The sequence below is a fragment of the Thermodesulfobacteriota bacterium genome, from assembly GCA_040756475.1.
Lineage (GTDB): Bacteria > Desulfobacterota > Deferrisomatia > Deferrisomatales > JACRMM01 > JBFLZB01.
In genome coordinates this window covers 1-12,766 of the sequence record JBFLZB010000046.1, presented here as the reverse complement: position 1 = coordinate 12,766, position 12,766 = coordinate 1, and the positions used below count along the sequence as shown (strand labels likewise).

Here is a 12,766-nt window from a genome sequence, read left to right as displayed (position 1 = left end):
GCTACTCGCGCCCGCCGGGCCTTCCGGCGACGCGGTTGACCACCTGGGTAAACGAGATCAGCTTCTCGTCCCGGGCCAGGCCGGGGAACGCTTCGTTGTCGTAGACGTAGATGACCTTGACGTCCACCAGAAGCCTCTCGTGGGGCGCTCCGAACTCGAACTCGAGCACGCGGGTCTCCCCCGGTGCGATCCGGTTGTCCTTGAGCACCCGGGTGGCGTCGAGGAGGATGGCCTCGTCCGTGGTGAGCTCCACCCCCGCGTCGTCCGCAAACCTGCGGGAGATGTCGACCTTCTCGTTGTAGATGAGCCGGTTTGTGGCGCTGTAGGCGCTGAAGTCCACGATCACGCGACGCAGGGGATTGCCGGTGGGCACCGCGTGGCCTGCACCCGCGTTGGTGAGCCCGAGCTTTACCTTCATCCTGCCGTAGAGCTTGCTCTCCTCGAGGATCTCCAGGGCGAGCGCGTCCAGAAGCTGGGAGCGGGAGTGCCCCCCCGGGAAACTGTGCAGGTTGATCCGGCGCTTGGTCTTGCGATGCTGCTCGGAGACCGTGAATCCCGCCGCCAGGGGCATGTGGCACTCCTGGCAGTGGGCCTTGCCATCCCTCCCGTACGCCCCGTCCTTCCACTCGGAGTAGGTCGTGATGATGGGCAGCCCCTTGGCGTTCTTCATCTCGTGGCACACGCCGCAAAACTCGCTCTTCCCGAAGAGCTCCAGGTGCCGCGTCTCGTGAACCGGGGACTGGGTGTCCTTGAGGGACCCCCTCTTGAGCTTGCCCCACTTCACCTCGAAGGGCCGCTCGGGGTTGGCCGGGTCGAGGCCCTGGACGGAGTGGCAGAAGTCGCAGGTCACCCCGTCCTGCACCACCTCTGCCCCGAGGTCGAGCCGTGGGTCGTAGTGCATCGTGGGGGCGTGACAGCTCAAGCACTGGGCCCGAAGGGCCGGATCCTCCTGGATGCGCTTGGCCCGAAACGTGGCCAGAAAAGCGGGGTCCGTCATGGCCCGGGCGTGCATGGACTCGCGCCAGTGGGCATAGATGTCGATGTGGCACGCCCCGCACCGGTGGGCCGGATTGAAGCCCTCGGTGTCGAGCCGCAGCTTTGCGTAGTCGGGCTCGGCCTGCTCAGTGTCCTGGGCGCTCGCCGGCAACGGGAGCAGCAGGCATAGAAGCAGCGCAATGCAGATGATCCCTCGAGAGTACCTCATGGGGCAGACCTCCTCTGCAGGGGGTTCGGGGCATGGGCCGTGGGCCCGGGGCGGCGCTGCACCTGCCCGCCCCGCATGCCGGTTTCCCGGGACTTGGGCTCTAGGTGCGCCCTTCTTTCAGGAACGCCAGCAGATCCACGAACTCGTCACCGGAGAACATCGGCCAGGCAATTTGCTGCTCTTCCATCCGCTGGAGCATCTCCACCCCGTGCCGCCACATGAAGCGGGCCACCCGGATGGCCGAGGTCTCCCCCGCGAGGGCGCGCAGGTCCTGGGCCTCCGCGCCTTCGCCGTGGCACAGGCCGCAGCGCTTTTCCTCGAACACGGCGGCGCCCCGGGCCGGGTCGCCGGTCTCCTGGTAGAAGCGCATGGAGAAGAAGTAGGCGATCAGGTCCACCATTTGCTGGGGTTCCATGCCGGACCAGCGAAGCCCCGCCGACCTCGCCGCCTCGGCCATGGCCGGGGCGTGGTTCCACAGGGCTCCGGCCATCTGCCCCACGGTGCGCGGGTTGCGGGCCAGGTCCCGAAGTTGCGGCGTCCCCGGCGAGCGGCTCCCCTCGTGGCACGCGGCACAGCCCGCCTCTTCGAACGCCTTGCGGCCCCGCCCCTCGTCCCCGGGCTCCAGGTAGGAGCGCTCCCCGCCGGGGGAGACACTGCGCACGTAGGCGATCAGGTCGACCATCTCGTTGTCTTCGAAGGTGGGCCACGCCACCCCCTGCCGCCGCATCTCGCGGTACATCTCCGGGGCGTGGTTCCAGAGCTTCCCCGCCCACACCACCGGGTTGACCTCCGCACCCAGGGTGCGGAAGTCGGGGCCCCGGCTGGGCTCCCCCGGCTCGGTCGCGTGGCACGAGACACACTTCTTGCGGTGGGCGAGGGCTTCCCCCGCCACGGGGTTGCCGGGCTCGTCCATGAAGCGCACGAAGTACAGGAAGAGGAAGAGGGACTGCATCTCCTCCTCGGAAATCTCCCCCACGGGGATGCCCCGCGAGATCATGCGGCTCCACATGTCGGGCGCGTGGTTCCACATGACCCCCGCCAACTGGGCCGCCGAGAGGAACTCGGTGGCAATGCGCCCCAGGTCGGGGCCCAGGGCCTGCCCTTCCCCCCACACCGCGTGGCACGCGGTGCACTGCTTCTCGTTGAACACCCTCCAGCCCTGCCGAAGCCGCTCGAGATCGAGTCCCGGCTCCTGCGCGGAGAAGGCGGGCACCGCGAGGGCGCCAAGTACAAGCCCGACGGCGAGGCTCAACGCTGCGAAACGGGTTCGTCCCATGGTGCGCTCTCCACCCTCCCGGGGCCTCGGTGACCGTTTCTCGTGCCGTTCCAACAGTCTGTCCCCACGAGGCGTCGCCTCAGGCCGCCGGGGCGTGTCTCCAGCCCGCAGGGGCGACGTGTGGTTCCAGATCCCCGGTCCTCCACGATCGCTACCCTTCCGCCGGCCCGTCGGCCGGGAGCCGCCCCTCGCCGGGCAACGCCGCCTTCACCCGGTCGTGCACCTCTTGGAGGGCGCAGTCGCGCCCCTCCCGCACCTCCCAGATGGCGACGATCGGGAAGACCTTCGTGAACAGGGTGTAGAGGAGCACGAAGGCGGCGAGGCAGCCGACCGTGATGCTCCACTCGACCCACGTGCCGTAGTAGGTTCCGGTCCCGTACGGCATACGGGGGTTGGCCAGGGTGGGGACCACGATGAGGAAGCGCTCGAGCCACATGCCGATGTTGACCGAGATCGACGCGATGACCGTGCCGGTGATGGTCCGAAAACGCGCAGGCGCGAGGCAGATCATCGGGATGACGAAGCAGGTGACCACCATGGTCCAGAACTGCGGCGCGTAGGGGCCCGAGACCTTGGACCACCAGACGGCCATGTGGGTGGGCTCGGCCCCGTACCAGGTGGTGAGGAACTCGGCGAAGGTGAAGTAGAACCACAGGAGCGTCATGACCAGCAAGAGGATGCCCAGGTAGTTGAAGTGGATGGGCTTGAGGTATTCCTCCAGACGGTAGGCCTTGCGCAGGGTCGCCATGGCCACGATGAGGGCGGCGATGCCGGAGAAGATCGCCCCGGCCACGAAGTACGGGCCGAAGATGGCGCTGTGCCACATGGGCTGCACGGTCATGGCGAAGACAAAGGAGACCACCGTGTGCACCGAGACCGCGATGGGGAGGATGAGCACCGCCATGATCCCGATGAGGCGCTCCAAGAGGTGCTTCTGCCGCGCCGTGCCCGTGTACCCCAGGGCCAGAATCCGGTAGAACCAGTGCCACGCGCCCCGCACCCGGTCGCGCAGCAGCGCCGCGTCGGGAATCAGGGGCAGGTAAAGGTAGATGAGACTGCCGGTGAGATACGTGGTGATGCTCGTCACGTCCCACAGCAGGGGAGACTCGAACCGCGCGTGCTTCACCACGTTGAGCATGCGGTCGGGCCGGCCCAGGTCGATGAGGATGCTCCCCACGCCGAAGAAGAGCACCATCACGGTGATGACCTCGGCGCTGCGGGTGATGGGGCGGCGCCACTCCGCGTGGGAGATGCGCAGGATGGCCGAGATGAGCGTGCCCGCGTGGCTGATCCCCACGAAGAAGACGAAGTTGGTGATGTAGATGCCCCAGTACACGGGCTTGTTGAGCCCCGTCACCCCGAGGCCGTACCGGTACTGGTAGAGGTAGGCGTAGACGCCCAGGCCCGTCAGGGCCAGGAGCACCGCCACGGTGAGGTAGAAGCCCCGCCCGGTCTCCAGCACGGGCCGGAAGAGGACCTCGTCGAGCCCTTCGTCGGAGGTCCGGGCGCGGGCTCCCCCGGGTTCGAGGCCGGGGACGTCGGGTGCGTGCCTCGAGCTCACGTCACTCCCCTTCCTTCAGGTAGATGACCTTGGGCTCGGTGCCCAGGTCTTCGAGCAGCTTGAGGGCCCGGGAACTGCGGGAGAGCACCGCCACCTCGCTCCCAGGGTCGTCGAGATCGCCGAAGAAGATCGCCCGGGTAGGGCAGATCTCGGCACACGCCGGCTGGTACTCCTCGGGCTGCATGGCGCGGTTTTCCATGCGGGCCTGCTCCCGGGCCCGGACGAGCCGGTGGTGACAAAAGGTGCACTTCTCCACCACCCCCTTGGGCCGCACCGACACCTCGTCGTTCAAGGCGTGGGCCATCTCGCCCGGCCAGGAGGGCTCGTACCAGTTGAAGTAGCGGACCGTGTAGGGGCAGGCCGCGGTGCAGTACCGGCACCCGATGCACCGGGCGTGGATCTGCGCCACGATCCCGTCGGGGTTGCGGTTGGTCGCGTTCACGGGGCACACCTTGATGCACGGCGGGTGATCGCAGTGCAGGCACGGCCGCGGCAGGGTGTGGGTGCGCAGGTTCGGGTACTCCCCCTCGCCCACCGTGAGCATCTCCATCCAGTGGATCACCCGGCCCATGGCCGCCTGCTCCGGCCCCGCGAACCCCACGTTGTTCTCCTGCATGCACCCCACCACGCACGCCCGGCAGGCCGTGCACCGGTCCAGGTCGATCACCATGCCCCATCTCGGCATCGCCGCCTCCTCAGAGCGCCCTGGCAGCCTTCGTGCTCACGTCGAGCCCGTCCAGGCAGGGCCGCCGCCCGGGCTCACGCCCGCTCCACCCGTACCCGCGTCGCCTGCCAGTCGGGCGTGCCGGCGCTCGGGTCGAACACCTCGGACACAACCCGGGCCGGGGTAACGCCGATGCCCCGCATCCACCGTCCGCCGTGGGCATGGCCCAGGCCGAAGGGAATGCGCACCGTCCCCGGCTGCACCCCCTGGTCGAACCGGCACCGCAGCCGCACCCGCCCCTTGGGCGACGCCACCCACACGCCGGCTCGGTTCGTGAGGTGCAGGCGCTCGGCGTCCTCCGGGTGGATATCGAGCCAGGTCTCCCAGTGCTCCCGCTCCCGCTCCCCCGAGATCTCTTGCAGCCAAGGCTGGTTGGGGCTCTCCACCTGGGAGAGGTGTGGGTAGGCGTACACCAGGAGCGCAAAGGGGTACTCCTCGCTCGGGGCGCCGTCTGCGGCGGGTTCGGGGTGGTGCGGAAGGAGCCGGGCGGCGTCCTCCCTCCCCAGGGCCCCCTCCCCCCGTAGCCGGCCCAGGCCGTCCCGAAGGGCGCGGGAAGAGAGCTCGAACCGGCCCGAGGGGGTCTGAAGGGACCGGTCCCACTCCCCGTGAAAGTAGATCGGGTCCCACCATCCCCCGGCGCCGAGACAGTGCTCCCAGAACTGCGCATCCTCCTCCTGCGGCCGCGCCCGCCACCCCATCCGCTCCAGGAGCCGGGTCCAGACCTCCTCGTAGGGCCGGCCGAAGAGGTCTCCGGCCTGCAGGCCGTTGATCCGCCCGAGATACGCAAACGCCGCGTCCTGGAACCGGGCCCAGGGGAGGCTCTCGGCCATGGGACCGCCGCACAGCCGCCCGAGGGCGAGGAGCACGTCTCCGGCGTGGCGGGTGTCGTGGCGAGGCGCAACCACGGGCTCCGACAGGTTGAAGAACGGATGCCCCCCGTCGGTGTAGTTCACCCCGGCGTACCAGCTTTCCAGGGCGTGGCTCTCGGGCAGCACGAGATCGCACCAGGCCGTGGTGTCGCTGTGGAACGAGGCGATGCAGGCGCAGAAGGGGACCTTGCGGAGAAGGTCGCGAAACGCCCCCCCGTTGAGCTGGTCGAAGACGGGGTTCGCCCGGTAGACCAGCACGGCTTCCAGGGGGTAGGGAGACCCCGCCAGCGCCCGCCCGGGGAAGGACCACGGCGCCGCCGCCGGCAGGGGAAACCCCGAGTGCTCGGGCGAAATCAGAGCCCCTCGATCCAGCCCGCGTCGGCTCACGGCGTCGGCCGCCACGGGTCCCGGCAGGTCCTCGGGCAGGGTCCGGGGCACCAGGACTCCTCCCGGTGCGTCGATGTTTCCCACCAGCGCGTTGAGGCTGTGCACCGCCATCTGCACCGGCAGGGGCTGGGACGCCACCCCCGCCTGGTCCTGCCACAGGGCCAGGGGAGCCCGGGCCATGGCGAACTCCCGGGCCAGGGTCACGAGACGCTCCACCGGTACCCCGGAGAGCTCGGCCACCCGGGCAGGCCGGTAGTGCTCGCGGACGTGGCGGTGGAAGCCGGGGAACTCCTCCCCGGCCTCGGACCAGTCGCCGAACCCGTCACAGCGGTGCCGCACGAAGGCGTGGTCGTAGAGTCCCTCCTGGAGCAGCACGTGGGCGATGCCCAGGGCCACCGCCCCCTCCGTGCCGGGCCGGATCGGAACCCACAGATCGGCCTTGGAGGCTGTGAGATCCCTCGCGGGGGAGAAGTGGACGAACCTCCCCCGGGGCCTGCCCCGGGTTGCCCGGAAGTCCGCGAAGCCCTGCCAGGTCTGGATGGGGCTTCGCGAGGAGTCGAGGAAGGGCGTATTGAAGGAGAGGAGATAGGACGCGTTGCGGAGATCGAAGACCACCGGGCCGCGCACCCCCTGCATGGCCGCCGCGGCCGTGGCGCCGCCGGAGGCCGGGTACCGGCTGAGGTCGACGAGGTTCGGGGTGCCGAACCCACGGCAGAACCGGCTGGCCAGCGCCCCCTCGAGCCCTCCGAGCTGGTCCGCCAGCAGGGCGAATCCCTCGGGCCTTCCCGTCGCCCGTAGCGCGGTGAGCTTCTCGGCCACCAGGGCGAGCGCTTCGTCCCAGCCGATGGGCTCCCAGCGGTCCTCACCCCGCTCCCCCGCCCGCCGCAGGGGCCCGGGGATCCGGTCGGGATTGTACAGCAGTTGGGTCGCCGAGACCCCCCGGGCGCACAGGGTGCCCCGGTTGGTCGGGTGGAGGGGATTGCCCCGCAGCTTCTTTACCCGTCCCCCAACCACCTCGGCGAGCACCCCGCATCCCTGGGGGCACTGGCGGCAGACCGAGAGAAAGTGGCTGGCGAGGCGCGGGTCGGAGGGAGCTCGGATCGACTCCTGGGCCAGCGCCCTCCAGGGCAGCAGCGGGACCATCCACGCGCCCAGTGTTCCGGCGCCGGCTACCTTGAGAAAACCTCGGCGCGTCGTCTCCATCGGTGTGCTCCCGCGCTCTACACGTGGCATGCGAGGCAGTCGTTGCTGGCCCCGCGGCGCCGGTGGCAGTCCATGCAGAAGTCCATGGTGAGGGCCCGCAGGGGGCGCGCCGGAGGCCGGGTCGTGGCGGCGACGGGGCCGTGGCACTCGGCGCAGTCGATTCCTCCGGCTACCACGTGCCGGCGGTGGGAGGAGTAGACGTGGTCCGGCACCTCGTAGAGCCGCTTCCAGACCAGCGTCTCGCCCCGAGCCGCCAGCTCCCGAATCTTTTCCTCCTCGGCGGAGTCGGTCACCGCCGTCTCGTGACACTCCAGGCAGCGCTCCAGGGACGGCAGGCCCGCGAAGGTCTGGGTGAGGACGTAAACGTGGCACTCCACGCACTCGAGCCCGTTGCCCTCGACGTGGAGCCGGTGGTTGAACGCGATGGGCTGGGTGACCGCCCTGCGAAAGACCAGGGAGTGGGCCGGCCAGGCGCCGAGCGTGGCCACAAGGAAGATCGCGAGGGTCCGCTGCATCATCGGCCCCTTTCCCAGGATGGCCGCTCCGGGCCGCGGAGGCCCGGAACAGGGGAGAGCGTCGTTGCGGGAGAATCGGCCCCTTGGCGGCACGCCGGCGCTGGAGTCGTGGCGTGGCGCCGGATCAATTGTCGACTCTGCGACTCGTGCTTCGCCCGGCAGATTGGCTCCCCTTGGCGATTGTTTACGGAGGATAACAAACGAACGGGGTGTGTCCAGGACGTGCGCGTAATTTTCTTTCAGCACCTTACGCCGAGCCACCTCTCGCCTCGGCGGCCAAAGGAAGCCATCCCGCCGGGGGCAATGAGCCGCACGCCTCCTGCGCCCCTCCGGGTGGCGACACACGCCATCGGTGGCCCGGGCAAGCCAATCAGTTGACGGCACTCCGGTTTCCGCTACGCTGGGACCGTCGCGGCGCCCCCTCTGCTGGCGGGCCGTGGCTCGTGCCCCCTCCCGGCACCCCCAACAACGGGCAACGGACAATCGACAACTCATCACCCAAGGAGGACGCCATGCTCGACTTCTTTCGCAAGGCCGCCCTGGCCGGAATCGGAGCCCTCACCCTCACCGAGGAGAGGGCCAGAAAGCTCGTGGAGGAGCTGGTGGAGCAGGGCCGTGTGAGCCGCGACGAGGGCGAAGCCCTCATCCACGACATGATGGCAAAGGCCGACACCTCGCGGACGGAATGGGAAGGCCGCCTGCGGGAAATGGTCCAGGAGGTCTTCCGCAAGATGGACCTGGTGCCCCGAAAAGACCTCCAGGTCCTAGAGGAGCAACTGCGCCTCCTCGAGAAGCGGGTGGCCGAGCTGGAGCACCGGGAGCGCGACCTCGAAGAGCAGGTCACGCCCCGGGAGTAGCCGTGCGCCGGCGGCGTATTCGGGAGAAAGGGACAGTTCGCGGTGAACTCCGCGCTGCGGTGCCGCCGGGGCACTGGCACACCGGCGGGCAGCTCGCGGCGGCGGGGGAGGTCTCGCGAGGCGCTGCCGGGGGCATCGCCGGCCTGGACGCGCCCGTCAAGACGAGGGGGCAGGGCTACTTCCTGATCGTTTCTCCTGGGTTTGGTTCACGCGAGTACCAGAACCCGGGCGGGGAAACGGTCCCCTCTCCCCCGGCCAAGTTTCCTTGGCCCAAGACCCTGGCCGAGCAGGCCCAGGCCGTGCGCGCCTCCCTGGCCGCGGCGGCGGCCCCTGCCACCCCCGAGGCGCTGGCCCGCACCTTCCAGGGCGCCGTTACGACCGCGTGGCCGAGCTCCTCGATACCCTGGCCTCCCTGGGCCAGGCCCGGCGGCTCGAGGACGGGCGGTACGCGGGGTAGGTGGGCAGTTTGACCCGTGGCCGACAGACCGATACCTTGGGCGGAGCGCAGGACCCGGGACGAGCGAAGGAGCACCCCATGGAACCCGTTCCGCTGCAGAAGGCCCAGCGACAACTGCCCACGTTGATCCGGGCGGCCTTGTTGGGGGAAGAGGTGGTCATCACATCGGAAGACTCCCGGGAAGTGCGGCTGGTGCCGGTGAAGCCGGTGGAACAAGCCCGCCGCTTCGGAAGTGCCAAGGGGCTCATCGAGATGAAGGAGGACTTTGACGAGCCGCTGGAAGACTTCCGCGAGTACGAGGAATGAAGCTCCTCCTCGACACCCACGCGTTCCTCTGGTTCCTCACGGGAGACCCCCGACTCTCCCAGGAAGCCCGAATCCGCGTCGCGCGAAGGGACCGGACGTTGCCCATTTGACCAATGGACTCCCGGCAGGGAGCCGTAGAGTCTGCCCTCTACGCCGTGGGAACGGTGTTCCGTGAGTTCGTGCCTACCTCTCGGGTTCCCGTCATCCCGCGAATCGAACCCGCCTCGGGCAAAGCGACCTCTTGGTAGCCGCGGCTACTGACGCGTTCTCCCTGGTCTCCTATTCTCCTTCCCATGGGTGGACCGGCGCTGCCCGGACCGCCGCGCCCCGGGCCACGTCTCTCCATCCCGGGGGGACGAACGCCCCGGGGAAACCGGAAGGAGGATGGAGATGGACGTGAAGACCGAGCTCAGGAAGCAGATCGTAGGCGCCCTGGCGGGGGCGCGCTTTCCGATCGGAAGCCCGCAAGAGCTTCTCTCGGCCTTCCCCAACGGGGCCGACACCACCTGCCAGTGGGGCGAAGTCAGGCTTCGTGCGGGCGACGCGGGCACGGTGCTCACGCCGGCCGATTTTCCTTTTCGCAGCGCCGAGGCCGTGGCGGACACCATCCTCTCCCGCGCCCTCCGGTAACCGCTCTTCCCGCCGGGCCGCGCGCCCGGGCGTCAGGGAGCGACGTCATGGAACTTGTGGGCTGCGGCATCTTTCGAACCGAGGTCGAGGCCATGCGCGACGGATCGGAAGGGGCCGCCGTCTGGCTCTCGCCGGGCCTCCATGTGGAGGATTCACGACTCGAAGCGGCGCTGCGAGGCGCCCTCGAAGGGCGATGCGGCGTGGCGTGTCTCTTCGGCGCCCGGTGCCACCCCGATCTCGGCGGGCTGGTGGAGGGGATCGGAGCGCACCTGCCCGGCAAGGACTGTATCTCGGCGTTTCTCGGGGACGAGGAACGCCGGCTCCTGGAGTCGAGGAAGGCCTTTGTCATGACGCCCGGGTGGCTGCGGCACTGGCGGGAGATCTTCGTCGAGGGGCTGCATTGGGACGAGGCGGACGCGCGCCAGAATTTCGGGTTCTACGAGACCATCGCGCTTCTCGACTTTGGACTGGAGCCGATCGACGAGCTTGCCGTCCTGGAGTTCTTCGAGTACACGGGAAAGCCCGTCGAGATCTTGCCGGCCACCCTCAGCCGCTTCCGAACCCAACTCGACGAGCTCCTGGAACGCGCCTCCCAGCGCGTTGCCTGACACCTGACCGGCTGGAGGCTCCATGGGCGGCTGCGTCTGCGAGACCATGGCGGGAGCCGGGGCCGCCCTCCACCCCCGCTGCTTCGGGGAGGTGTGGCTCTTCGACGGCGCGCCGCCCGAGGCGTGGGAGTCTATCGCGGGGGAGCTCGTACGACGCAAATTTCAGCCGGGCGAGCTCCTTTTCCGCCAGGGGGAGCCGGCCGAGAGCATGTACCTCCTCAAGATGGGCTCGGTGAAGCTCTGGAAGGTCGCGGAGGACGGCCGCGAGCTCATCCTCGACCTCCGGAGCGCGGGAGACCTCCTGGGCGAAAGTGTGTTCATCGAAAAGGGGCAGTACCCCGTGAGTGCCACCTGCCTCGGCCCCACCCTCACCTGCGGCCTGAGCCGCACGCTCTTCGAGCGGCTGGTGGTAGACCATCCCCAGGTCGGGCTCGCGGTGATCCGCAATCTCTCGGGGCGCATCGACTACCTGACGGGGAAGCTCGGCGCCCTCTCCGAGCCGGCGCTCGAAGACCGGCTCTACCAGGTGCTGAACATGGTGGCCCGCCAGGTGGGCTCGCGGGTGCCCGGCGGGTGGGATCTGGCGTTCCCTCTCACCCACGAGGAGATCGGGTTCCTCGTGGGTGCGCACCGGGTGAGCATCACCCGGGCGCTCAGGAAGCTCAAGGACAGCGGGAGGGTGCGCTCCCGCGGCAGGTACCTCTTCGTGGCGGACGGGCAGGAGGCCGGCTGACGGGCACCCCGCCGGAAAGGGAGACGACGGTGAAGATCCTGGGAATCGTGGGAAGCTCGCGCAGGGAACAGGAGTCGGGCGTGTACGTCCTGGTGAGGACGGCGCTGGAGGCCACGGGGTTCGACCACGAGCTCGTGCACCTGCGGGGCAAGTCCATCGGCGGGTGCATCGCCTGCCTGGGCTGCGTCGCGGACAACGTGTGCAAGGTCCAGGACGACCTGGCCCCCCTGCGGGAGAAGATCGTCGCGGCCGACGCCTACGTGGTCGGCTCCCCAAACTACTACACGGGGCTCAACGCCCTGACCCACGCCTTCCTGGAGCGGTGGTACCAATTCCGCCACCAGGAGGGAGACGCCCTGTGGGGCAAGCTCGGCGTCGCGGTCGGGGTAGGCGGGTCTTCGGGGGCCCCCTGCACCGCCGAGATCGAGAAATTCTTCCTCTACAACTTTGTCGAGACCGTGGCGAAAGCGGACGGCCAGGGCGCTGCCTCTTGTTTCTCCTGCGGGTACGGGGAGACCTGCGGCGTGGGCGTGCCGCGGCTCCTTTTCGGCGAGGGCGTGAAGATCACGGAGGAGATGATTCCCCGGGTGACCAAAAAGCCCGAGGTGATGAAGGCCGCGGCCGCCGCCGGCCGGGAGCTGGGCCGCCGGCTTCGGGAGGGCCACGACCGAAGGGAAGTGACGGCGCGGATGCAGGCCGTTCTGATGGCGAAATTCAGGGAATCGACGTAGGGGCTCTACTGCGCGGGGCAGGGGTAGGGACGGCTCGCCGAGCCGTCCGCAGGGCTCCGGCGCTCTCGGCGAGAGCGCCCTACCGAACCGCATCCGCGCCCTGGCCGAGCGGCTCGATGCTCATCGCAAGCGCCAGCGGGCGCTCCACCCCAAGCTCGCCCTCACCGGCATGTACAACGTGCTCGCCAAGCTGCGCTCGGGCGAGCCCCTGACTTCGGCCGAGCGCACGATCCACGAGCAGGGGCTGGTATCGGTGCTGCGCGAGCTCCACGACGAGCTCGACGCGGCGGTGTTCGAGGCCTACGGCTGGCCGGCGACGCTTGCGGACGAGGAGGTCCTGGAGCGCCTGGTGGCGCTCAACGCCGAGCGGGCGGAGGAGGAGAAGCGGGGGCTGGTGCGGTGGCTCAGGCCCGAGTACCAGAACCCGGGCGGGGAAACGGTCCCCTCTCCCCTGGCGGGAGAGGGTCAGGGTAACGGGGCAGCCGCGGCAGCTCTCCCTGAGGCCTTCTCACCCCAGCCCTCTCCCCCGGCCAAACTCCCCTGGCCCAAGACCCTGTCCGAGCAGGCCTAGGCCGTGCGCGCCGCCCTGGCCGCGGCTGTGGCCCCCGCCACCCCCGAGGCGCTGGCCCGCACCTTCCAGGGCGCCCGCTCCGACCGCGTGTCCGACCTCCTGGAGACCCTGGCCTCCCTGGGCCAGGCCCGGCG

13 protein-coding genes are annotated in these 12,766 nt (G+C 69.4%); 7 read left to right on the top strand and 6 right to left on the bottom strand.

The window, feature by feature from the left end; translation table 11 throughout:
- Nucleotide 1: 1 nt before the first annotated feature.
- The 6 genes from AB1578_08870 to AB1578_08845 form a co-directional block, all read right to left on the bottom strand.
- Entirely contained in the window at nucleotides 2-1,204 is a 1,203-nt protein-coding gene (locus AB1578_08870) for a multiheme c-type cytochrome (GenBank protein MEW6488014.1), read from the bottom strand.
- 100 nt (nucleotides 1,205-1,304) lie between these two features.
- Complete coding sequence (locus AB1578_08865) at nucleotides 1,305-2,480, bottom strand: c-type cytochrome (GenBank protein MEW6488013.1); 1,176 nt, start codon at nucleotides 2,478-2,480, stop codon at nucleotides 1,305-1,307.
- Between the two features lie 151 nt (nucleotides 2,481-2,631).
- Complete coding sequence (nrfD, locus tag AB1578_08860) at nucleotides 2,632-4,041, bottom strand: NrfD/PsrC family molybdoenzyme membrane anchor subunit (GenBank protein ID MEW6488012.1); 1,410 nt, start codon at nucleotides 4,039-4,041, stop codon at nucleotides 2,632-2,634.
- 1 nt (nucleotide 4,042) lies between these two features.
- On the bottom strand, nucleotides 4,043-4,726 hold the full coding sequence (locus AB1578_08855; GenBank protein MEW6488011.1) for a 4Fe-4S dicluster domain-containing protein: 684 nt from the start codon (nucleotides 4,724-4,726) through the stop codon (nucleotides 4,043-4,045).
- Nucleotides 4,727-4,800: 74 nt separating this feature from the next.
- Nucleotides 4,801-7,224, bottom strand: coding sequence for a molybdopterin-dependent oxidoreductase (locus AB1578_08850; protein MEW6488010.1), 2,424 nt, complete (start codon nucleotides 7,222-7,224; stop codon nucleotides 4,801-4,803).
- A gap of 17 nt (nucleotides 7,225-7,241) precedes the next feature.
- On the bottom strand, nucleotides 7,242-7,742 hold the full coding sequence (locus tag AB1578_08845) for a cytochrome c3 family protein (GenBank protein MEW6488009.1): 501 nt from the start codon (nucleotides 7,740-7,742) through the stop codon (nucleotides 7,242-7,244).
- Nucleotides 7,743-8,251: 509 nt separating this feature from the next.
- Between AB1578_08845 and AB1578_08840 the strand changes: the two genes are divergently transcribed.
- The 7 genes from AB1578_08840 (at nucleotide 8,252) to AB1578_08810 (ending at nucleotide 12,632) form a co-directional block, all read left to right on the top strand.
- Nucleotides 8,252-8,596 (top strand): hypothetical protein, encoded by a 345-nt coding sequence (locus AB1578_08840; protein MEW6488008.1) that lies wholly within the window; start codon nucleotides 8,252-8,254, stop codon nucleotides 8,594-8,596.
- A 535-nt stretch (nucleotides 8,597-9,131) separates the two neighbouring features.
- Entirely contained in the window at nucleotides 9,132-9,359 is a 228-nt protein-coding gene (locus AB1578_08835) for a DUF2281 domain-containing protein (GenBank protein MEW6488007.1), read from the top strand.
- A 390-nt stretch (nucleotides 9,360-9,749) separates the two neighbouring features.
- Entirely contained in the window at nucleotides 9,750-9,989 is a 240-nt protein-coding gene (locus AB1578_08830; GenBank protein ID MEW6488006.1) for an MTH865 family protein, read from the top strand.
- A 47-nt stretch (nucleotides 9,990-10,036) separates the two neighbouring features.
- Nucleotides 10,037-10,597: a DUF1638 domain-containing protein gene (locus tag AB1578_08825; protein ID MEW6488005.1), complete on the top strand. Its 561-nt coding sequence runs from the start codon at nucleotides 10,037-10,039 to the stop codon at nucleotides 10,595-10,597.
- A 22-nt stretch (nucleotides 10,598-10,619) separates the two neighbouring features.
- A complete protein-coding gene (locus AB1578_08820) occupies nucleotides 10,620-11,330 on the top strand; it encodes a Crp/Fnr family transcriptional regulator (protein MEW6488004.1) in 711 nt (236 codons plus the stop codon).
- Nucleotides 11,331-11,359: 29 nt separating this feature from the next.
- Nucleotides 11,360-12,061, top strand: a complete 702-nt coding sequence (locus AB1578_08815) for a flavodoxin family protein (GenBank protein ID MEW6488003.1) — start codon at nucleotides 11,360-11,362, stop codon at nucleotides 12,059-12,061.
- A 169-nt stretch (nucleotides 12,062-12,230) separates the two neighbouring features.
- A complete protein-coding gene (locus tag AB1578_08810) occupies nucleotides 12,231-12,632 on the top strand; it encodes a hypothetical protein (protein MEW6488002.1) in 402 nt (133 codons plus the stop codon).
- Nucleotides 12,633-12,766: the final 134 nt, after the last annotated feature.